Annotated in this window: 15 protein-coding genes; 2 read left to right on the top strand and 13 right to left on the bottom strand. The window is 61.0% G+C overall.

What is annotated here, in order from left to right; translation table 11 throughout:
- Position 1: 1 nt before the first annotated feature.
- The 13 genes from DDIC_RS06885 to DDIC_RS06825 all read right to left on the bottom strand — a co-directional run bounded on the left by DDIC_RS06885 (position 2) and on the right by DDIC_RS06825 (position 18,644).
- Complete coding sequence (locus DDIC_RS06885; protein WP_136399760.1) at positions 2–814, bottom strand: ABC transporter ATP-binding protein; 813 nt, start codon at positions 812–814, stop codon at positions 2–4.
- Between the two features lie 84 nt (positions 815–898).
- Positions 899–2,875 (bottom strand): vWA domain-containing protein, encoded by a 1,977-nt coding sequence (locus DDIC_RS06880; RefSeq protein WP_136399759.1) that lies wholly within the window; start codon positions 2,873–2,875, stop codon positions 899–901.
- 175 nt (positions 2,876–3,050) lie between these two features.
- Positions 3,051–4,157, bottom strand: coding sequence for a sel1 repeat family protein (locus tag DDIC_RS06875; protein WP_136399758.1), 1,107 nt, complete (start codon positions 4,155–4,157; stop codon positions 3,051–3,053).
- A 3-nt stretch (positions 4,158–4,160) separates the two neighbouring features.
- Positions 4,161–6,782: a virulence factor SrfC family protein gene (locus tag DDIC_RS06870; RefSeq protein ID WP_247647405.1), complete on the bottom strand. Its 2,622-nt coding sequence runs from the start codon at positions 6,780–6,782 to the stop codon at positions 4,161–4,163.
- 12 nt (positions 6,783–6,794) lie between these two features.
- Positions 6,795–9,914, bottom strand: a complete 3,120-nt coding sequence (locus tag DDIC_RS06865; protein ID WP_136399756.1) for a virulence factor SrfB — start codon at positions 9,912–9,914, stop codon at positions 6,795–6,797.
- Between the two features lie 2 nt (positions 9,915–9,916).
- Positions 9,917–11,287, bottom strand: coding sequence for an SrfA family protein (locus DDIC_RS06860; RefSeq protein ID WP_136399755.1), 1,371 nt, complete (start codon positions 11,285–11,287; stop codon positions 9,917–9,919).
- Complete coding sequence (locus DDIC_RS06855) at positions 11,284–12,429, bottom strand: S1 family peptidase (RefSeq protein WP_136399754.1); 1,146 nt, start codon at positions 12,427–12,429, stop codon at positions 11,284–11,286. Before DDIC_RS06855 ends, DDIC_RS06860 begins: the two co-directional genes overlap by 4 nt.
- A gap of 78 nt (positions 12,430–12,507) precedes the next feature.
- Positions 12,508–13,362: a hypothetical protein gene (locus tag DDIC_RS06850; RefSeq protein WP_136399753.1), complete on the bottom strand. Its 855-nt coding sequence runs from the start codon at positions 13,360–13,362 to the stop codon at positions 12,508–12,510.
- 308 nt (positions 13,363–13,670) lie between these two features.
- Complete coding sequence (locus DDIC_RS06845; RefSeq protein WP_136401051.1) at positions 13,671–14,246, bottom strand: TetR/AcrR family transcriptional regulator; 576 nt, start codon at positions 14,244–14,246, stop codon at positions 13,671–13,673.
- Between the two features lie 144 nt (positions 14,247–14,390).
- Positions 14,391–16,832 (bottom strand): Lon protease family protein, encoded by a 2,442-nt coding sequence (locus DDIC_RS06840; RefSeq protein ID WP_136399752.1) that lies wholly within the window; start codon positions 16,830–16,832, stop codon positions 14,391–14,393.
- Between the two features lie 7 nt (positions 16,833–16,839).
- Positions 16,840–17,769, bottom strand: a complete 930-nt coding sequence (gene hemC, locus DDIC_RS06835) for a hydroxymethylbilane synthase (protein WP_136399751.1) — start codon at positions 17,767–17,769, stop codon at positions 16,840–16,842.
- 9 nt (positions 17,770–17,778) lie between these two features.
- Entirely contained in the window at positions 17,779–18,012 is a 234-nt protein-coding gene (locus DDIC_RS06830) for an FmdB family zinc ribbon protein (RefSeq protein ID WP_136399750.1), read from the bottom strand.
- 2 nt (positions 18,013–18,014) lie between these two features.
- Positions 18,015–18,644 (bottom strand): SIS domain-containing protein, encoded by a 630-nt coding sequence (locus DDIC_RS06825; RefSeq protein ID WP_136399749.1) that lies wholly within the window; start codon positions 18,642–18,644, stop codon positions 18,015–18,017.
- Positions 18,645–18,761: 117 nt separating this feature from the next.
- Between DDIC_RS06825 and DDIC_RS06820 the strand changes: the two genes are divergently transcribed.
- Both DDIC_RS06820 and DDIC_RS06815 read left to right on the top strand, forming a co-directional pair.
- Positions 18,762–19,637, top strand: coding sequence for an NAD(+)/NADH kinase (locus DDIC_RS06820; protein WP_136399748.1), 876 nt, complete (start codon positions 18,762–18,764; stop codon positions 19,635–19,637).
- Positions 19,634–21,373: a protein-glutamate O-methyltransferase family protein gene (locus tag DDIC_RS06815; RefSeq protein WP_136399747.1), complete on the top strand. Its 1,740-nt coding sequence runs from the start codon at positions 19,634–19,636 to the stop codon at positions 21,371–21,373. Before DDIC_RS06820 ends, DDIC_RS06815 begins: the two co-directional genes overlap by 4 nt.
- Positions 21,374–21,490: the final 117 nt, after the last annotated feature.

The following is a 21,490-nucleotide window of genomic DNA, read 5'->3' as shown; positions in this document are numbered from 1 at the left end:
ATCAGGCTGCCTCCCCGGACCAGCGCAGTACCGAAACGCTGCCGCCGGCATCCTGCCCAACCAGTACCCGCGCCAGCGCAAAACCCGCCTGACGCGCCTGGTCGATATTGTGCGTGACCATCACCACGGTGATGCCCAGCTGACGGGCCAGCTCGGCAAAAAGGCGCAGCACGTTGGCCGCGTGGGCGGGGTCAAGGGCGGCTGTGGGCTCGTCCGCCAGCACCACCGACGGGCCGTGCGCAAGTGCTCCGGCTATGGCCACGCGCTGGCGTTCGCCAACCGAAAGCGTTGCCGGGTAGTGCGCAAGCAGATGCCCGATGCCAAGGCGCGCCACAACCGTATCCACAGCCTGTTGACGCCGGGCAAGGGTTCCCAGGCTTTTGCAGCGCAGAACGATGTTTTCGTACGCTGTCAAAAAGGGCAACAACCCGCCTGTTTGCAGTACATAGCCCAGATGGTGCAGGCGCAGCAGGGCCAGCGCGTCCGTACCGCCTGTGCGCCATGCGGCCAGGATGTCTACCGGCGCTGCCTGGGTGGGGTAAAAGGTAAACTGGGGGGCGGCATTGGCCGCCGCAGGCAACGTGCCCTGAGGGATGTTTGCATGGTGGGGCAGGGCGAAGCCCTCGGGCGTCAGGTCGGGGCTCAGGGCGCAGGCAAGCATATCCAGCGCGGTGCTTTTGCCGCAGCCGCTGGGGCCAACCAGCGCCAGCAGGCTGCCGCGCTGTACGTCAAGCTGCTCGATGCGCAGGCGAAAGCCCTCGTCGCCGGGCCGGGTCTTGGCGATGTTGTGCAGGCTGAAAACCATGTCGGACATCAAAACTCCCAGGCAGGGGCAAGGCTAACCCTTGCCCCGCCCAAAACCTCAACGGTTTAAAACGCGATTTGTGTCGGCAACAGACTAGGGCAGCATGCTCAGCGGCACGCGGTACACCCAGTCGCCAGAGTTTGACTGGCCAAAGCTCTCCCAGTTGGCGCGGTCGCGGTCGTATTCCTCATAACGCGCAAGGCGGGATTTCAGCCGGTTGATAAAGGCCGTCTGCTCGCCCACGCTCATGCGGTACCAGTCTTCCTCGCGCAGCAGCATGACGTCGCTCTTGTACGGCAGGCCGTCCAGGAATTCGGAAAGCACGCCAAGCTCTGCCAGATTTTTTCCCTGCGTGGGCATGTTGGGGTCGCGGGCCATGCGGGTGGAGGCAGACAGCACGCCCTGAAAGAAATCGCGCGCGTCGGTCTTTTTGGTGCGCTCGGCATTATCGATGATGGCTTTGAGCTGCGAGCTCAGGTCGTTGAGCTGGTTTTTGCTCAGCAGCACGGCCACGTCCACGCAGGGAGTCTGCCTGCTCTTGGCCAGCTGGTTGAGGTCCATGTCGGCAATCCACGAGTTGACCACCGATGGCGCGGCATTTTCGTGTTTTTTGCCCAGATATTCCAGCTGCATGGCGTAACCAAGGGTAGCCGCCATGTTGGCGGCCTGATCCTCCGCCGAGGCGGTTTGCGGCTTTTCGTCCTTGGGCTTGGTCATTATTTTGCCCTCGGCGGTGTTTTTGACCATATCCACCATGCCGGAGGCCAGGGTTTTGGTAATTGCGGCAAACTGCTCCGCCCCTTTGGCCGGGGTCGGCGCGGCAACCACCAGATAGTTTGAACGGTTGCCCGAAAGCTTGCTCAGGGCGCGGTAGCTTTGCTCGGCATAGGCGTGATTGGCGTGGCCGCCGGGGCTTTTGAGGTGCAGGGCGGTAATCCAGATGCCTTTTTGCCGGGCAAAGTCGTTGACTTCGCTCGGCCCCATGCTCACCGAAGCGTATTTGTCGCCGCTTTTGAGCGGCCCGGCATCGGTAATGAGCAGAATCAACCGCGAGGAATAATCGCTCCAGTTAAGGCCCTCAATGGCCTTGTACACGCCAGCGAGCGAATCTTCGTTAAAATCGTGGCTCGAGACCTTGGCCTCCTGCACCTTTGAAAGCTTTTCTTCAAGGCTTTTGCGGTCTTTGGCAGTGGCAAAATCGCTCACGACCTGCGCTGTATATTCCAGACCGGGCGTCGCCTTGGTGCTGTTGCGAAAGGCCACCACGGCAAAGCCCACGTTGTCGGCCATGTGGTCTTTTTCTATCTTGTCGTATATCTGCCGTACCACGTTGAGGCTCTGGTCGATATAGGGCTTCATGGAAATGGTGGTGTCTATGACCAGGGCAATGCCAGTCTTGGGCGGGCCGTTTTTGCCGTCCTTGTTGTTGCCGTTGCCGGGGTCGATGGAGGCCACGCGCAAAAACTTGACGCCGTCAAAGGGGTCCTTCATGTCCAGTATGGGCATGAGATAAAAGCGCTTTTCTGAAACAGCGCCCTGCGCGTCAGCTGGCTCGCTGGCAAGTATGGGCAAAGATTCCGGCACTGGCTGGCTGCCCTGACGCAGGGCGGCGGCCTGCGCCTCCAGCCCGTCGAGGCGTTTTTCCATATCCGGGGCGGAGCACAGCTCGTTGAGGCCGGTCTCGGTCTTGAAAAACAGCACCGGGTCACGGCCTGTGCGCGGCGTAAACAGCAGGGTGAGCGACTGGTTCCAGTCCGTTGACTTGGCGGATTCCATCCATCCTTCGGGCTGGGTGGTGGATGCGCCGACCTGGATCCAGCCGTCCTTACGGTCATAAACGTACATCACCGTAAAGGGCACCACGTTTTTGCGCACTACTGCCGCGTCCGTCTTTGGCTCGGCCAGCAGGGTTGCGCCGGGGTGGCTGACCACACGCTGGAACAGCGTTTTTTTGCCCTGCTGCAGCAGGGGCGCGGCGGATGCCGTGGACACGTTGCCAGCAAGGCAGAGGCCAAGGCCCAGCACCAGCAGGGCCATGAGGCAGCAACGGCGTATCAGGGTGCAATGCATAGTAAACTCCTCACGGATGCGAGCAATTACCGATAAAGTTGCTCTGGCGGCTGCCAGGCGGCCTGCCGCCATGCGCGCCGACCTACGTACCTGCCCGCCATAGGCGTTATAGACCTGATGTAGACCTTGAACCCCTTCGCAACGCGTTGGGCCTGGGTCAGTTTATCGCGGAGCCCTACTGCCAGTTTTGCAGCAGGGAATGCGCTTCCGCGTCGCCCTTGGCATCCAGCGCGCGGGCGTGCTCCTTCAGCTTTTCAAGAGCGGCCTTGGCGTCGGGCTGCCCCTTTTGCGCCGCCTGATCATACCAGCGCTTGGTCTGGGTAAGGTCGGCGGGGATGCTGCCGCGCGGCAACGTACCGGCAGGGTCGTAAAACTGGCCCACAAGGTACATGGCTTCGGCGTCGCCCTTTTGCGCTGCGTCTTCCAGCAGCAGAAATGCCGCGTCGCTCTCTTCTGGCGTGGCGTCGGCCTTGCGCATGGGCTTGGCCATGGCCAGGCTCACATCGGGCAAAGCCTGACCACGCAGCTGCTCGCGAGCGGATGCCAGCGGCGAGAGCTGGGGTTTGGCTGCGTCCGCGCCCTGCTGAGCGGCGGCATCCGCAGGTTTGGGCTGCGCCTGCTCCGTCGTGTGCGGTTTGTCCGCATCCTGGCTTTGCGCGGGCGGGGTGGGCAGGGGGGCTTTTTCCGGTTCACGCAGCAAAAACCACCATGCAGCCACGCCAGCGGCCAGGGCCAGAAGAACAAGCAAGATTACGATCCCCGCCTTGCCGCCGGATTTGCCCTCATGCCCGCTGGCCATCTCGAGCGGAGCCTCCTGGGGGGAGGGCTGAGACGGCACGTCAAAGGCCAAAGGCGGCTCTGGGGATTCGAGCACAGGTTCCGGCTCAGGCTGCGGTGCTGTTGGCTGAGGCTCAGGCTGGGGGGCGGGCGCAGCGGTTGCAGCGCCCATGCCGTCTCCACCCGCAATGTGCGAATAAACGAGCGATTTGACAGACAGAGCGCAACTGCCCACGCCCCGCAGGCTGATGCGGTAGGCGTCGAGGTTGTCCACCTCGTCCACCACGGCAGACCCCACGGCCAGACGCAGGCTGCCGCCGTCGTTGTCCCATGCTTCGGGGGCCAGGGGCGATTCGCTCTCCTGCCAGCCGCGAGGGCCAAGACACTTGCCGTCAGAGGCGCGCAGCAGGGTAAAACTGGGGTCTGTCACATCGCCCGCGTCAAAAATCTCGATGATGCCGTTGCCGGGGCCGCGCCCCGTATCGGCTGAAATGCTGGCACGCATGCGCTATCCTTTAAATGCCTGCAAAATTTCGCGCAGGCGGTTGTTCTGTTCGGGGTTGACGCTCTGCTGGCCGTCAAAATCCACATTGGCCATCACGCTGTAGGCCATGGCGCGCAGCCAGTCGGTATACCACAGACGGTCATAAGGAGATTCCTCCTCGCCAATGCGCGGCTCGCCCTTTATTTCCTGCGGCGGGTTGAACAGGGGCACGCTTTTGCCGCCAAACATCACGGTGCGTTGCGCCTGATCCTTAAAGCGGGGGTCAAAGCTCCACCAGTCGACAAAAGCGTTGACGGCGTCTGCCGCAAGGCTGACCTGCTTCCACATCAGCCTTTCGCGGGCCATGTTGCTGAATGCCGAGGTACGGCGCAGCTCGGCTTCCAGATTTTCGCGCAGCTTGCAGCGTGCCGCCGCTTGCGCAAGTTCATGACAAAACTGGTCAAGATCTTTGGCGGGCAGGCCCATCAGGTTTCTGACTTCGGCGTCGTTGCAGAGGTCGCGCAGGCGTTCTGTCCAGTGGTCCATGACAAGCCCGGCAAAAACCTGAGCGCTGTCCCTGGCCTGATCATCCTGCGCGTCGCTGCTGGCCGGAGCCGCTGGCGCGTCGTCGCCAAAAATATCGCCCAGAATGTCGCTTGCCGACACGCGCGCGCCCACAACCTGCGCTGGCGCTGCCGTCTGACCGTCGTCCGGGGTCTGGCGGGCATTGAGGCAGATTTCGTACAGGTCAAAGTCGCGCACCTGCAGCCTGCGCAAAAACTCGCCAAACAGCTGTTTTTCCGCAACTCTGGCCATTTGCGAAACCAGCAGGCGCGAGAGCTGTTCCTTTTGCCTGCGCAGTTCTTCCCTGTCGTCGCTGCGGTAAAAGGGCGCAAGGCCTGTGCGCACGCGGTCGCATTTTTCTGTAAGGCTGCCGCTGATCTGCTGCCGTTTGAGCTCTGGATTGCAGAGGGGGCGCAGGCATTGGCGCAGCAGGCTCACGCCGCCGTCGTTGAGGGTCATGGCAGCCTGCCAGGCCCGTTCGGGATTGGCCACGTGCTTTTGCACCAGGGGGGAATGCAAAAACGACTGGTGCACCTCTTCCACAAAGGTTTGCTGCTCCTGCCGAACGCCGGTTTCGCTTCTACCGTCGTAGTCAAAAATAGCTTCGCACAAAAAGTTGGGGTTGCGCAGCAAAAAAACGTTGTTGAAGGGATGCACGCCGTCCCAGTTTTGCGGCCAGTCGTGCACCTGGCCAAAAAAGTTGACCAGCGAGGACTCAAGACGCGTTGTCCAGCGCGTTTCCACAGAGGGCGAACCGGCCTTTTTTTCAAACTCCATATCCATCTTGGTCAGCACAAAAAAGAGCGCAGGCGCTTTGCTGGCGCGCATCTCGGGCGTCTCGCCGTGGGTGGAGCATATCCATTCGTACACGGCCTGCGGCAGGTCCTGCACCTCCTGCGTGCTGGGGCCGATGCACAGCAGCATGCTGGTGAGTTCTTTTTCCTCGCGGTAGCGCTCAAAAAGATAGGCCACCTTGCCGCGCAAAAAAAGTTCCTTGAGCATGTCCTTGCGGCTGTCCAGGGCGGCGCGCAAATCACTGAACTTGTACCGTGCGCGGTAACCGGGAAAATCGAGCAGGTCGGTGTGGTCAAAAAAATCGTCCGGCTTTTCCCGCATATAAATGGTTATTTCGGCCGTAAGCGCCGTAACAAGCGCACGTGGCAGATCAGCCTTGCGGCCCTGAACGCCCACAATGGTCAGCATGTCGGAGGGCGGCTCGTTGAGGCCCTGCAGCCGGGCCACATCAATAATGCTGTTGCTGCGCGGGATGAGGGCGTCAATGGCGCAGCTGGCCTCTGCGGGGTTGCCCAGCTGACGCAGGGCGGAGCCAAGCTGCTCGTACACAGCCGTAAATTCGGGCACGCTGTCCCAGATCAGGCCCACAAGGTGCGCGCGGTCCTCAAGCTCAAGTCTGGGCGCAAGCTCCATGGCCCGCACCCAGTAGCCGTTCTGAAGCATCTGCACCCGTGGGCGCGAGATAAAGTTTTTATTAACATAATCGCGCAGTTCTTCCACATCATCCACAGTCAGGCCGCCGGGGACTGGCCCGGACTGGGCGCGGCCTTCCAGACGCTCAAGCTCTTTGGCAAGGGCCTCGGCGTTGGGGGCGTCCTTGTGGTCGCAGTCCGCGTAATAGGTGTTGGCAAGCACGCGGGCCACGTCTGTCTCGGACAGCAGGCGCAGGCGGATGGGGTAGGCTTCGCTGACGCCCTCGGGCGGCGTGGTGGTAAAGCGGGTGACAAGCCCCGTGGATTCCTTGCCGCCTTCTGGATTGATATCCTTGATAAAATTGAATGTCTGGCCGCAAAAATCGGCCAGAAGCACCTTGTTGGCATCGCTGGCAAGGGCCGAAATCAGATAGGACTTGCCCGACTGGCTGGGGCCAAAGACGCCCACGCACATCTTGCGGCGGGCCGCCTGCTCGCACTTGCCAAAAAAGCGGGCCGCGTGGCGCAGATCCTTTTGCAGGGCTGCGCGCTCGTTGCCGACAAGCTCGGCATTGTCCTGAAGCCACGCCCCTGCGGAGCGCGACGTATCGGCCAGTTCGCGGCATCGCCGCGCGAGATCCATATCCTGCTGCATAACCATCCTCAATTATCCGGCGTCGGTGACAATGCCCGTATCCAGCCAGTAACCTTCATCCAGTTTCAGGGTCTGCAGGCGAATTTCGAGATCGCGCCTGTCAACGCTGCGGTCCTGGTAATCCACAATGGAATCAATGCGGAACTCGCCCTCGCTGCGTTTGTCCTTGTCCGTCTCGCTGCGGATATCGTCCTCGTCCAGGGCATCGGCAACACTCAGGCTTACCTCGACCTTGTAGGGAAGACGGCCCGATGCGCGCGAGCGGGCCTCCTCAGTGGCGAATGTCAGCAGATGATAGCGGGTTGTGGGCCAGCGCTCGGCATCCAGCTGCCGGTACCCGATGGACAGCGGCCCGCTAAAGGCCACCTGGCGTGTCTTATCCGTGCCGTCCTTGCTTTCAACATCTACGGTAAACCAGACCTTGGGGCGTTTAAGCTGGCTGTTGATGTCCATCTCGCCGATGTAACGGGCGGTGGATGTCAGCTTGAGCGCGCCGGAATCGAAAGAAAACCCTTCCAGATGCCCGTCGGCCAGGGCGCACAGGATGGCCCCCACCACAACCGTGGTTTTGGGGTCGGTAATGCGCCCCTGCGCGTCGGCAAAGGGGTACCACGACCCGGCATGGTAGCGCCGCATGGGGATGATTCTGTCAGGCGGCACGGGCAGCTTGGCAAGCACGGTGGCGATGACGCCGTTCCACGAGCTGGGCCGCCCGGTGAGCAGCAGCACGTCGCAGTCGTACATGTGCACCACTTCGCATAGGGCGGAAAGCGTTGACCCGAGCGTGCTGCGAATGGTTTCTTCCACTGCAGCCTGGTTGACCGCAATGGGCACATCCAGAATGTTAAAGTTCTGGATGAATGCAGCCGAGCGCCGCACCATGCCTGCCACATCGCGCAGGGTGGCCGGTTGCGGACGCGGGGCCAGCGCTACGGGGCTGAAGCCTGCGGCGGCCTCCCGCACGGGTTCTGCGGCTGCCTCGGCTGCTGCCGCGTCGGCCAGGGGGTCGGGTTCAAAAAAATCGCGCAGGGCGCAGTTGAAGTTTGCGCCGCGCAGGTCGGGGTTTTCGCAGGTGCCCAGCAGGCCCAGCGCCACGGGCACGGCAATCTGCCGCACAAGCCGCACGCGGGTGTTGCGGTCCTCCTGCGACATGCCTATGGAATCGCGCCCAAAAAGCTGCCCCAGCAGCGAGCGAGGCTCGGCAAGACCCTCGCGGGCCAGCGCCTGGCCAATGGCCGGAATAACGTGGTTGGCCACAACCTCGCGCAGCACCTCGTCGCCCGCAATATTGAAGCCGTCGCGGAACTCCGTATGCGGCTTGATGCGGGCGGTATCGCCCTCGCCGCTGGCAAGCTCGAAGGTGGTGATGGAAAGGTCGGTAGTGCCCCCGCCGATGTCGATGGAAGCCATGCGGATGCAGGGATGCCTGTCGCAGGCCTCGCGCGGTTTGCCCATCAGGCGGAAGAGATGATGGGCGTCGCCGTGCTGTTTGACGGCCAGCTCGTTGTACAGCAGCACAAGCTGCGAGCAGCTGGCTTCGTCCCAGTCGCAGCGCACCTGCGGGCTCAGGCGGTAGTCGCCCGTGACGGCCCGGTTTTGCTGGCGGGGCGAGTACCACTGGCTCCAGCCCAGGGCATCCCACACCACGCGCACGGCCCAGGTAACCCAGCGGCGAAAGATGCGCTTCTCCGCCACCGGCATGGCCGTAGGCACGGTAAAGATAAGCCGCCTGAGCCTGCGGGGCAGGTTGGGCAGCTCACGCCGGGCGCGGGTGGCGGGCGAATTGATGGTTACAAGCGCCTGGGTCAGTATTTCACCCAGCATAAAGAGCATGAGCGACGAGCGTGTGAACAGCGATTCAAAAATGGGTTCGGCCTGTTGCTTTTGCAGGGCCGGGCTTTTTTTGAACATGGGGTCGTCAAAGCACGAAAGCGGCGTGCCCTGCGGGTTGAGCTGACGCGGAAACAGCCCCCGGCTGACCATGGGCTCGGACTTGCCGCCGGTATTGTACCGCCAGCTTTGCTGCCAGGGGCGCTCGTCCCACAGGTAGCGCTTGGGGCTGGACATGCCGGTTGTACCCTCGGCGCACACGGCCTGGGTGGCAAGGCGGGCCGCCTCAGGCCCGATACGCACGGCCGAGGGCCAGGCAAAGGCAGGCGTTTGCCGACCAGAGCGGCGCGAGAGCGCATCGTTGCCAAAGGCGGCGTCCACAAACTCCACACGCGTCTCAAAGGGGTCGGAATAGATGTGCTCCGGCTGGCTCAGGTCGCGCAGCTCAAGCAGATAGCTGTCGTTGAGGTTGGTGATGCGCTGGGGCAGGGTTTCAACCAGGATGCCCGTAGTGCGCGAATTGCCGATGTCGAGCACCAGATCGACGTCCACAGGGGTGTCCCGGTCCGGGTTGATGACCTGGGCGGCAAGGTCGTTGAGCGCAAGGCGCACCACGTCAAGCCATGTGAGGTAGTAGGCCAGATGCTCAAGCACATAGGGGTAGCCGTCGTGCCACGCGCCGCGCCCTCGGTGCTGCGACTGTTTCCAGCCGTCGTACAGGCCGTAGAGCCACTCGTCCACCCAGGCGGCATTGAGAAACCACGAATTGTCGCGCACGAGGTGCGCAAGCATGAAGTGCCCGTGGGCTGTCACATCCTGCGGTGATAGCGCGTGGTACTGCTCGCCCTCGGCGGGGCGGTCCTCCACGTTGGTGTCAAACATCAGCACCACCCGCAGCTGGCCAGGGTGACGCTCAGAGCGCATAACCCGCGCCCGCGCCCAGTTGGAGGGGCCGCATTCAAAGCGTTTGCCACCGTCGGGCCAGGGCTGGTCGAGCGTGCGCAAAAAGGGGATGGGCAGCCAGTGGCCTTCCCATGCGTCGAGCGCGCGCCGGGCCTCAACGCTGTAGTCTTCGTCGCAGGGCAGGCCGCTCAGCTGGTCGATAAAGCCGTTTTCCGTTTCAGTCAGGCAGCGCAGATAGTGGGTATAGCGCGTCTGCTCGTCGGTTTCTTTTTTCTTTTCTTCACGAAAATACCGCCTGAGCCGCTTAACGGCCTCTTCAGGCATGGCGAAGTCAAGAAACTGCGGGCAGCCGCCAGGGATGATGCTGACCGGCGAAAGGTAACGGGGTATGACATCCATCATTATTTCCTTTTAAAGCGGGCGTCCCACCTGAGATTGGCCCCGCCAAGCTCTCTGCCCTTGCACTGGGTGGTGTTTTCCTGGCCGTTGCACTCGACTTTTTGCGGAACATAGGTTCCGCCGCGCGGGCAGCGTGCCTGGCTGGAATCAAACTGCAGCTGATTGCCCTGAAAACGCGCCGAGGCGGAGCCGCTGCACACCTGCCCGTTGCGTTCGCGCACCAGGCGGCGGCCACGGCCGCTCTTGTCAAAGCAATACTCTGCAATGATAGGCTCGTTGGAGGGGTGCGAATACAGGCCGGTCTCGCTGGTCCAGCAGCCTTCAAGAAAACTCAGGTCGTTCTTTTTGGCCGCGTCTTCAGGAATGGCAAGGTTGTCATTCTTTTTGGGCGCGGGCTTGGGCGGTTCTACCTGCTTGGGTTCTTCTTTGGGCGGCTGCACCGGTTCCGGCTTGGGTTTGGGCTGCGGCTTCGGTTTGGGGGCTTCGGCCACCTTGGGCGGTTCAACCGGGGTTTCACCAAGGAAGGGCTCGACCACTTCGGGGTCGGGCTGCTTGGGTTCTTCCACCTTGGGTTCAACCTTGGGGGCCACAGGGGGCGTAACCGGCGGGGTCACCGGTTTGCAGAGCGCGGCCTTCTCCTGCAGCTGACGCCACAGCAAGGCCAGCTGGTCTTCATTGGCGGCTGATTTTTGTTTTTCGGCCTCCAGGGCAGCCCGGTCAACGGGCATGCAGCCGGCAGGCAGGGGCGAGGGCAACAGCCCAAGGGCAGCGCCCAGCAGCCAGAGCAACAGCAGCAAAAGCAGCAGCGGCAGCAGCCACGGCAGGCAACCGCTGCGCGGCGGCGCAGCGACAGGCACGGCAGCGGGTACGGGTGCTGGCGGAGGGGGCGGCGGCAGTACTCCGCCAAGCCGGGTGAGATCCTGCGGCTGAGCGCCCACGCTGCCAGGGGCAAACCCCCAGTTGATCAGCACAGGCTTGCCGTCCACAGACCAGATATCTTCGTCCGTCGGGTGCTGCAACGCAAGACGCAGCAATTGGCCCGAAATGGCCTGGCGCGCCTGCGCATCCACTGTCAGGTCATTTGCAAGACCGGCAATATCCGCAGCCAGCGCCCCAGCGCGGGCGCGCAGGGCCTGCGCCTCAGGTTCCGCAAGATCGCTTAGCGGTACGGCTGGGCCGTTGCCCTCGGCGTACCAGTCAACGCTGTTGCCCTCGGCGTTGTGCTGCGGCTCGGCCAGCAGGGCCGCATGCTCCGGCCCAAACTTTTGCAGCAGTATGGATTTAAGCTGTTCATAACAATCGGTGGCAAAGATGCCCTGGCTGGCAAGCGCGCGCATCTGGCCGCGCAAACTAACGGCAATGCGGGTGCTCATGGCTTGCCTCCGGCTGCGTCACTGGCCTTGGCCATGGTAATGGGAACACCCGCCCCGCGCAAAAAAGCCGACAGGCTGGAGCTTACGATGGCAAGGCTCGACTGGCGGTACGACGCGTCGTCCAGTTTGATAAAGGTATTGATGCCCACCACGTCGCCCTTGTCGTTGACCAGCGGTCCGCCGCTGTTGCCCTGCGAAACTGTGGCCGTATGCACAATGAGAGGGGGAGTGCGCTCAAGTATGACGCTCACCACACCCTCGGTGTACACCACTTCGGGGGCGGCCGCCTCGTCGCCCTTGAGCAGGGCGGCAAACTTGGGATCATCGTTGGTCACGGCACCGGGAAAGCCCCAAGCGCTCACATGCTCGGTACGGCTTACGCTCGCCGCCAGCTTGAGCGGCACAATGCCCGAGGCCCCGTCAACGCCCAGCACGGCAAAGTCCTGCCCGTTATCGTGAGTGACCAGACGCACGACGGCGGCAAGCGGCCTGCCGATGGCCTTGTTGATCACCACGGCCTTGGCGGCATTGCCCACCACATGGGCATTGGTGACCACGTAACCGGGAGCCACAAAAAAGCCGGAACCCATGGAAAGGCCTTCTTCACGCAGGGCCAGCACAAGCACTGTCGCCTGCTCCATCAGCTCGGAAACATTGCGGGGAGTCTGCTTTTGCACCGGGGCAGGGGGCGTCTGCGTTTTGCCAGCCGCATTGTCCTGCGCAGGAGCCGCCGGGGCGTCGACCGGCCCGGCCCCCTGCCTGTCAGCGCCGGTTGCGCCCGCCGCCAGCGGCGGCCACATTACCCCGGCAGGCGGGGTCATGAGGCCCAGTCCCTGCTTGACCTCGCAGGGGTCCTTGGTCAGCAGGGCGCGCAGCTGCTGCATGAACGACTCCAGCGCCGCGTTGTGCTCGCGCCACTGTTCCGTCTGTGCGGCCACTGCCGCCTTTGAGGCTTCGGCCTCCTGCCATTCTTTCCAGAACAGCCATGCTGCAAGCAGCAAAAGCCCCAGAAACAGCGCAACACCCCAGAACAGCGGTCGGCGGTACCAGGGCAGGGCGATTACGCCTGCAGCAACGGCGGATCCGGCCTCTGGGGCCTTGGGCGTGTTTTCAGGCGGTGCGGATTGTTGATTTTCGTTCATATATGGCTCCGCGCGGTATGCGGCGCAGTAAAATACCGCGTTGCCGCCACGACAAATGGCGGCAACGCGGCGGCATAGTTATCCAAGCAGGTTGTTGACGGTTTCTTCGTAGCTGGACATGCGCGAGTTGACGTCATGGCGGGTATTTTCAAGATCTTCGCGCGAGGACTTCCATTCCGCAGCCTGGGTGGCCACCTTGTTTTGTTCCGGCGTGCGCGAAGCGCTGGCAGCCGGTGCGGGCGTGCTCTTTTGGGCTGCAGCGCCCTTTTTGAACTTGGCCGCGCCGGATGAGCTGGAGGTCGTGGTCGTTGCGGGCTGCGCCGATGTATAGGGCTCGGCAAGGGCCTGCTGATATTCGCTGTCTTTTTTGGCCATGGTTGTGGCCGTATTGTTGAGGATAAACGAGGTTTCTTCAAGACCGCTGCGAATTTCGTTGTACCTGTCCTGAAATTCGATGCGCGATATCTGACCGGCCTTGAACTGGTTGGCGGCAAGCTTGAACTGTTCGTCGTAGCACTTGGCCGCAACCTTGGCGGCGGCAGTGGAGCGGTTCATGCTGGCAGTTTCGCTGCCGAGCTGCTGGCTGTACTGATGCAGATAGGCGGCATCACGATCCTGCGCCTTGGATTTGCCGTATACGTTGCCCGCAACAGCGCCCGCAGCGCCGCCCGCCACGGCTCCGGCGACAGCCCCGCTGGCCTTGCCTGTGGCCAGGCCGCCTATGAGCGCACCCAGCAACGCACCGCCCACGGCGCCAGCCGCCGTGCTTTTGCCTGTGCTGTTTTCGTCTTGCCGCAGCTGATTAACAGGCTGATAGCACTGAGGATAATAGTTGACCTTGGTCTTTTGATCACCATATTGGCTGGTGCAGCCAGAGACCAACAAGCCCGCAGCAAGAAAGAAGCACAGAGGGATGCTCGCAAGCCTTTGCATAAAACCGTCTCCTCAAAAAGGGTTGAGTCTACGAGCGCCATGGCATGTCTGCCCAGAGCTCCCGGCAATCCGCGCGAAAGAGCGGCGGATTGGACTGATCACTCGCGGATAATGTACCCTGAACATTTCGTATTTACTGCAAAGCGCAGGGAGTCGGCAAGCCTTATTGCCCGGTGAGCCCCGCAAAGCCCCAAAGAGAGCCCGCGCAGGGCATACCGCAGTTGAACGCCCTCGCGCCGCGCGCAGGGTGTAAAAAAAGCCGCCGGTCTGTTCAACCGGCGGCCGTGGCTTATACGGAAAACAAGTTGCTATGCCTTGATGGAACGCGAAATAAACTCAAGCACGTCTTCATAAAGGGTGGGCACGGCATAGGGGGTAAGCACGCGGGTACGGTTTGAACCGACCATCAACGAGATGATCACCTGCGAGGTGCTCGTGCTGTCCAGCTTTTTAATGCTGCCGTCTTCCACGCCCTTGGCCATGACGCGCTCAAGCTCGCTGTGCACCTGCGAAAACATGGAATCCATGATGTCGCGGTCGGTCTTGGTCTTCATGTCGCTGTAGGGCGAGCAGCGCACAAGCACCAACAAGTTGGAATCCTTGTCGATAGAAAAATCGAGGTATGCCTTGCAAAAACGCATTACGCCGTCATAACCGCATGTGGCCTCGGCCGTGGCGGCGCGCAGCTTTACAAGAAAGCGTTCAAGAACATCCAGCCCGGAAGCGAGAAACAGTTTTTCCTTGTTGCCATAATGGTGCGTAAGCAGACCAAGGGCAACGCCGGCTTTGTCAGAGATTTTCTTGAAGGTGGTTTCCACATACCCGCATTCGCCAAAAAGGTCTTTGGCGGCCTGCAGCAACGCTTCTTTCTTGTTTTTGTTCATCACGGCTTTTGCTGGGTTAGAGTGAGGCATAAGGAACTTCCATGCGTTGACCCCATTACACATCCGATGGCAAAAGTCAAGATATGTGTGGGGTTATTATACTGCAGCGGTTACGCGTTTGTCTTTTGAACAGTCGCAGCCCCGCTAGGCGTCCTTGGTTTTTTTGCTGCGCCTGAAAGCTCTTTGCGCATACACACCCAACTGTTCAAGCCTTGTATCCACCTTGTCGTACAGGCTGCCCCTTGTAAAGCCGTTGTTTTTGAGCCTGCGGCCCACAGCGATACCCGTCAGCAGTGCAAGGGCCTCCTCTATGCGGCGTACAGGGTAGATGGCAAACTGTTTGTTTTCAACCGCCTTTATTACGCTGGGCGCAAGCATGAGGTGATCGACATTGTCGTAGGGAATGATCACTCCCTGCGTGCCGGTGAGACCCTGCCGCGCGCAGACGTTGTAAAAGCCCTCGATTTTGCGGGTAACGCCGCCCACGGCCATTATCTGTCCGGTTTGGCTTACCGCGCCGGTAAAGGCCAGATCAAGACGCACCGGCACATCTGCAATGGCCGAGAGCAACGCCACAAGCTCCGCGCCAGAAGCGCTGTCGCCCTCGATGCCCGCGTAACTCTGCTCGAAGTAGAGCGAGCCCGAGAGCACCAGCGGCTTTTTTCGCGCAAAAAGATCGGTCAGGTAACTCTTTAATATCATCATGGCCTTGGTGTGGATGGGGCCGCCAAGCTCGGCCTCGCGCTCAAGGTCGATGATGCCCTCGTGACCGACGCCCACTGTACAGGAGATGCGGTGCGGCAGGCCAAATTCAAAGTCGCCGTGCCATGTTACCGAAAGACCGTTGACCTGACCGATAGCCTGACCAGAGGTCTGCACCTTGATCATGTCGCGGTCGTATTCCTCCATGTAGATTTCTTCCACCAGGTTGGCCCGGTAGACGCGCGCGGCATAGGCCTCTTCGAGCACAGGGGCGCTGATGTATTCCTGCTTTTGCATGCGGGCCAGCGCCGCCGCTTCAATCATAAGCTCGCGCAGCTCGGGAAAACGCAGCGAAAGACGGCGCTGGTCTTCGCAGATGTGCGAGCCAAGGTCGATGAGCCAGGCCAGGGCCGTGCGGTCAAAACAGGGCAGGTCTGTCTCCTTGATGATGGTGGCAATGTGCCCAAGGTAGGCCCGTATGGTGGCAGCGCCGCGCTCGGTCGAGTCGGCCATGTGGGCCTTGATGCGAAAGAGCTTTGCAAAGCGGTCGTCGTTGACGAGCAGGCCTTCGTACAGTTCTTCGTCGCCGATCAGCACTACCTTGAGGTTCAGGGGCAAGGGTTCGGGATTGATGCCCTTGGTGCGGATGGGCGTATCCGGCCCTTCACCAAAGTCTTCAATCCGGGCCATGTTGGAGCGCAGGGCGCGGAGCAGGCCTTCCCAGGCGTTGGGGTGCTGCAGCAGATCCTCGATGTGCAGTACCAGAAAGCCTCCGTTGGCCTTGTGGATGCTGCCCGCGCGGATCAGCGTAAAGTCTGTGACCAGCGCGCCCATTTCAGATTCGCGCTCGACGCAGCCCAGCAGGTTGACGGCCGTGGGGTGGTCTTCGACCACAATGGGCGCGCCGTCGAGGCCGCTGTTGTCCACCAGCAGGTTGACCTCGTACCGGTACAGCACCGCATCGGCCGAAGGCCCGCCGTGCATGTCGCCCATGGGGCCAGCGCCGCCGTCGCGCTGCAAAAACGCATCGGTATTCTTGAGGATATCTTCGCGCAGAGCCGCAAAATAGGCGTCGAGTCCCTTGACCGGGCAGGCCTTGAGCATACGCTGTTCAAGCTGCGTAAAGGATGAGGAGAGCACCTGGTTCATGGCGTCCTGTTCAAGCCCGCGCTCGTCGTCCTGAAAGCTCTCTTCCGCCTTGTTCAGCTGGCGCATAAAGCCCGACATGGCCTGCACAAGGTTGTCGCCCCGGCTTTTGAGGCTGAGGCGCAGGGTCGTGTCAAGCTTGTCGAATTCTTCTTCGCTCAGGCGCTTGCCTTCCACCAGCGGGTGCAGGGTAAGACCGCCGCTCTCGTCCATATCAAGGTTAAAACCCTTGTCCACGGCCACGGAATTCATTTTGCGCAGCAGGCCCATGCGGGCGTTCTGAAAGTTGTCCATCAGCTTGGCGCGGCGCTTTACAAAGGTACTGGCCTCAAAACGGCGGGGCAGATCATCGCGGATGTGCTCAATCAGTTCTTTAAGGTGTTGCTTGAACTTTTTACCCATGCCGGTGGGCAGGGCAAAAAGACAGGGTCTGTCAGGGTCTGAAAAATTGTGCACGTAGACGAGATCGTCGGGCGTTTTGGCCTTTTTGGCCTGCGGGCCAAGGTAGTTCAGCAGCATGTGGCTGCGGCCAAGGTCTGGCTCGCCAGAAAGGTAAATGTTGTAGCCCTCGGTCTGAATCTGCAGGGCAAGGTCAAGAGCTTGCATGGCCCGAGGCTGAAAGGGATTCTGTCGCCCGTTACGCGGCAGTGGAATATCCTTGCTCGAATCCCAGGGGATGCGGGCAGGATCAAACGTGGCGTGCAGACGTGACGCGGGCAGGGGAGCGATAGTTGGCATAAGGGATCTATTGTTGGTAAAGTTTTTCCAGAATGGCGCGGCCGCCTCTGGCAAGAAGTTTGTCGGCCAGTTCAAGACCTACCTGACGGGCCTGTGAGGTGTGACCGCGCTGCGCCTCGCGCAGTATCCGGCTGCCGTCAACCTCCGCCACCAGACCTTCAAGAACAAGGGTATCGTCGTTTTCAAGCCGGGCGTGACCGGCAATGGGAACCTGACAGCCGCCCTCAAGCCCCGCAAGAAAGCCGCGTTCTGCCTCGACGCACACGCGGGTGGGCGTGTCTTCTATCTCGGCCATCAGGGTAAAGAGCTCGTAGTCGTCCTCGCGGCATTCAATGCCAATGGCGCCCTGGCCCACTGCGGGCAAAAATGTGTGCGGGTCCAGGGCGTGCATGCAGGGCGCGCGCAGCCCGAGGCGGTTCATACCGGCCGAGGCAAGCATAATGGCGTCGTACACGCCTTCGTGCAGCTTGCGCAGGCGAGTGTCGACATTGCCGCGCAGGCTTTCAATGCGCAGGTCGGGGCGCAGGGCCAGCAGCTGGGCCTGACGGCGCAGGCTGCTTGTGCCCACGCACGCGCCCTGCGGCAACTCGTCAAGAGTGGCGTACTTGCACGAAAGCATGCAGTCCGTCGGGGTCTCGCGCCTGGGAATGCAGCCAAGTATAAGCCCTTGCGGCAGCTCCATGGGCACGTCCTTGATGCTGTGCACGGCAAGGTCGGCGCGGTTGTCGAGCAGGGTTTCTTCAATTTCCTTGACAAACAGCCCCTTGCCGCCCACCTGCGCCAGGGGCACATCCTGAATGATGTCGCCCTTGGTTTTGATGACGACCAGGTCAACGATCAGTTCCGGGTTCAGGGCCTGCAGTCGGTTTTTTACGTGTTCTGCCTGCCAGAGTGCCAGCTGGCTGCCGCGTGTGGCGATGACTAAAGACTTGCGCATGCCTACCGCCTAATGCCCGCAGCTTGCGCAGTTGCCGCCGGAACATCCCGAGCAGCCGCCGCCACCGCCGGTTGACGCCGCATACTCGCCGCCTTCCGCGCCGTTTCTGCGCCGGGCGCAGCACGACATGAACTTTTGCGTGTCATTGGAGCCGCAATACGGGCAGGTGGGCGGGGTTTCGTCAAATACCAGTTCTTCAAAATCCCGTCCGCATTTTTGGCAAGAATACTCGTAGATGGGCATGGTCAAACCTCGGTTGTGTGTCCGCTTTGCAGATAGGGGGTCAGCGCGACAGCATTTTCAAAAAGATAATAGTCCGTCAGCCGGCAAAAAAGGTGTCCGGCTGCAAGGTGCAGCTCCTGAACAAATTCGGGCTGCGCCTGTGGTGTTTCGATAACAAAATCGCAATGGCGGGCCATGTCGCTTGCAGGGGCGCACAGGCACAGGACAAGCAGCCCGGCATGCCTTGCCGCCGTAATGGCGGCCGTGATGTTGGCGGTATGGCCGCTGGCGCTAATGGCCAGCAGCATGTCGCCGGGACGCCCCAGGGCTTCTACCTGACGCGAAAAAATCTGGCTGAAATCCAGGTCGCTGCCTATGGCCGTAAGCGAGGTGGCGTCGGCTGACAGAGCCAGAGCGGGCAGGGCGGGCCTGTCCATAAAAAACCTGTTGACAAACTCTGCGGCAAGGTGCTGCGCAAGAGCGCTGCTGCCGCCATTGCCGCAAAGCAGTATTTTGCCGCCTGTAGCCAGGCAGGCCGCCGCGCGCAATGCCGCCTGCCGCAGACAGGCCCCTTGGGAAAGAAAGAACTCCTCTCTCAGGCGTGCCCCGTGGCTGGCGTGCTGTTCAATAATTTCAAGGGCTGTATCGTGCATGCTGCTCACAACTGCCGAAGCGTGATGTCGAAGCCTTTGTATTTATGTCAAACCCACGCAACTGACAAGCGCCCACAGGCTTGCGGTAACAGACTTGATAACGTAACTTGCAAAGGTATGCAAAACGCAACCTGCCGACACATTCTTTTGGTTTACAAGGCCCGGCATGAAAAGGCCGCCGCCCTTGCCGGGGAGGCTGCCCTGTGGCTGCGCCAACAGGGCCATGAAGTTACGGGCGTGGTCTGCGCAGGCACAGATTCTCCCGCCTACGCCGTCGCCCCGCTTGATTTTGTGGTCGTTCTGGGCGGCGACGGCACCATGCTTGGCGTGGCGCGCCGGCTTGTGGGCCGTAAGGTGCCGGTTCTGGGCATCAACTTTGGGCGCATCGGCTTTTTGACCGACGCACAGCCAGAGCAGTGGCGTGAAAAACTTGAAGAATGCCTTACCGGTACGGAACCTGTGCGCTCGTGCATGGCCCTTGACTGGTCGCTGACCCGCCACGGTGAAATAATCGCCAGCGGTTGCGCCGTCAACGATGTGGTTTTGAGCCGCGGTTCATTATCGCGCCTGGTGCTTTTTGACGTCTATATTGCGGGCGAGCGTCTGGGTTCCCTGCGGGGCGACGGCATTATTGTGGCCACGCCTGTGGGCAGCTCGGGCTACAGTGTTTCTGCGGGCGGCTCGCTGCTGCATCCCTCCATGAACGCCCTGGCCATTACGCCCGTCTGCCCTTTTCTCAACAGTATTTCGCCCATGGTGTTTCCGGGCAATACCGAGTGCACGTTCCAGATTTTGCAGGGTTCCACCGACTGCTTCATCACTGTTGACGGGCAGGAAGGGCAGCAACTCGAACGGGGCGACATTGTGACGGTTGCCGGGCTGCCCAACGCCGTGCACTTTCTTGGCAAGGGAACCACCTTTTTTGAACGGCTGCGCTCACGTGGCTTTGCCTTGCAAGGCGCGGATTGCCCAAGATGCGGAGAAAACGCATGAGCAGCGCCATCAGCGTCGACAAGGTGAGCGATTTCAGGCTTGGTGAAAATGTCCGTTTTGACGCATGGCTCTACAGCATGCTGATGGACAACAATATCGCCTACGGCATGAACCCGGATATTGTCGCCAGTCAGGAGCAGATGTCCTTTATGGTGAGCCTTGCACGCAATCAGGTGTACCTGCCGTGCTCGGACGACACCTTCAAGCTGCTGTGCAGGCCAACCCCGCCCAAAGAACTGCGCAACCAGTACAACCGTTCGTGGCGCATCATTATGCGCCTGGTGCGATCCTTTACCCCTGAAGGCGAAAAACGCAGGCGGATTTTGCAGTTTTGCCGTTTTCGCTTCAACCAGTATATTGCCCAACATACCCTTATACCGTCGCGGTTGGTCAAACGAATGACCGACCTTGTGCTTGCGCAGGGCAACCAGCTGGACGACCCCTGGCGGCATCTGCGCCGCATCTCCACCCGACGGCAGCTGGAAATGCTCGGCGAAGCGCCCGTGCGCGACAACCTTGCCGCCATGCCTGAAGTGACCATGGCCGACTCCATAGCCACGGCAAGACGAATGCTCAACTATGTGGAGCTGTCGCGGCTGCTGTGTCTCTCGGCCATGTCCCGCCCCTGGATAGACGCGCCGCCCAGCGTCGAGAGCGTGCGCCTTGCCATGGACATGACGCGGGAAGCCTGCGCCCATTTGCGGCAGTTTTTTGAAGCCAGCGCGGTCAAATCCGGCACGGTGCTTTTTTTGTGCGATGCCGACGGCGGCACTGTTTTTGACCTGTCTGTGGCCAACAGCCTCATACGCATGGGGCACAAGGTTATTTTTGCCGTAAAGTCGGGCTTCTTTTTTTACTCGCCAACGTTGGAAGACATGGAGCTTGACCCCGCCATAACGCGCATGCTTGGCGAGGGCAAGGTTCTGCACGAGCCGCGCTTAAGCAAAAACGAGCTGCTGCGCCAGCTGCGCGAGCACCGGCTTGTGGTAATCGGCGACGGTACGAGAGAGCGCCTCAATCTGTACCGGGTTTCCGTGACCTTTTCACGCGCGTGGAAAGAGGCTGACCTTATCCTGGGCAAGGGCTGGCGCGTGGCGGACGTGCTCATGGGCAGCAGCCACCAGTACACCCGCGACGTGGTCTGCTACTGGCATGACGACCATGGCTTTCACATCAAGCTGCGCCGCCATGCCGAGTGCGCCCACAAGTTCAGCGAGAGCGACATTGCCGCCCAGTCCGCCAGCATCATAGAAGGCATGCGCGAGGCCAGGCAACAGGGCCGCACGGTGATGTTTTACAGCTGCGTCATCGGCAGCATACCGGGCGAAACCTCGACAGCCACGGAACTTGTGCGCGCCTTTATAGACAATTTGCGTAAAAAAATGGATAATATCCTGATAATCAACCCCGCCGAACACTTCATTGAAGGCATGGACGGCGACGACCTCATGTATATGTGGGAGCAGGTGCAGCGCAGCGGCTATATCGACGTGTGGCGGTTTCAGACCGTTGAAGACATCGAGGAAAGCTTTGCCCTGCTTGGGCGCAAGGTTCCGCCGCAGTGGTCGGGCAAGGATTCGACCTTTTCCACCGGTTGCACCAAGGAGATGCGCATCGCCCTTGATGTGCAGTCCAAAAACAGGGAAATGCAGATCATCGGCCCCGACCCGCAGCGGTTTTTCCGCAGGGGAGAGTACGGGGTTGGTAAATATTTTGATGCCAGCATCCCCCATTGACGCCAAGGCGTCTCAAGGGCAGCATCCGCTGCCGGATGTTTGGGTTACCGGGCGCGTTAACGCATAGCGGCGCTTTTGCCGCGCAACTACGGGGCTGACCCCGCTTGAGGGAGTAAT

This window comes from Desulfovibrio desulfuricans, assembly GCF_004801255.1.
Lineage (GTDB): Bacteria > Desulfobacterota > Desulfovibrionia > Desulfovibrionales > Desulfovibrionaceae > Desulfovibrio > Desulfovibrio desulfuricans_C.
The sequence above is the reverse complement of the archived record's forward strand: the minus strand, read 5'-3'. Positions and strand labels throughout refer to the sequence as shown.

Coding starts and splice junctions, on each gene's coding strand:
- DDIC_RS06885 (WP_136399760.1), bottom strand. CDS start 814: ATGTCCGACATGGTTTTCAGCCTGCACAACATCGCCAAGACCCGGCCC.
- DDIC_RS06880 (WP_136399759.1), bottom strand. CDS start 2,875: ATGCATTGCACCCTGATACGCCGTTGCTGCCTCATGGCCCTGCTGGTG.
- DDIC_RS06875 (WP_136399758.1), bottom strand. CDS start 4,157: ATGCGTGCCAGCATTTCAGCCGATACGGGGCGCGGCCCCGGCAACGGC.
- DDIC_RS06870 (WP_247647405.1), bottom strand. CDS start 6,782: ATGCAGCAGGATATGGATCTCGCGCGGCGATGCCGCGAACTGGCCGAT.
- DDIC_RS06865 (WP_136399756.1), bottom strand. CDS start 9,914: ATGGATGTCATACCCCGTTACCTTTCGCCGGTCAGCATCATCCCTGGC.
- DDIC_RS06860 (WP_136399755.1), bottom strand. CDS start 11,287: ATGAGCACCCGCATTGCCGTTAGTTTGCGCGGCCAGATGCGCGCGCTT.
- DDIC_RS06855 (WP_136399754.1), bottom strand. CDS start 12,429: ATGAACGAAAATCAACAATCCGCACCGCCTGAAAACACGCCCAAGGCC.
- DDIC_RS06850 (WP_136399753.1), bottom strand. CDS start 13,362: ATGCAAAGGCTTGCGAGCATCCCTCTGTGCTTCTTTCTTGCTGCGGGC.
- DDIC_RS06845 (WP_136401051.1), bottom strand. CDS start 14,246: ATGAACAAAAACAAGAAAGAAGCGTTGCTGCAGGCCGCCAAAGACCTT.
- DDIC_RS06840 (WP_136399752.1), bottom strand. CDS start 16,832: ATGCCAACTATCGCTCCCCTGCCCGCGTCACGTCTGCACGCCACGTTT.
- hemC (WP_136399751.1), bottom strand. CDS start 17,769: ATGCGCAAGTCTTTAGTCATCGCCACACGCGGCAGCCAGCTGGCACTC.
- DDIC_RS06830 (WP_136399750.1), bottom strand. CDS start 18,012: ATGCCCATCTACGAGTATTCTTGCCAAAAATGCGGACGGGATTTTGAA.
- DDIC_RS06825 (WP_136399749.1), bottom strand. CDS start 18,644: ATGCACGATACAGCCCTTGAAATTATTGAACAGCACGCCAGCCACGGG.
- DDIC_RS06820 (WP_136399748.1), top strand. CDS start 18,762: ATGCAAAACGCAACCTGCCGACACATTCTTTTGGTTTACAAGGCCCGG.
- DDIC_RS06815 (WP_136399747.1), top strand. CDS start 19,634: ATGAGCAGCGCCATCAGCGTCGACAAGGTGAGCGATTTCAGGCTTGGT.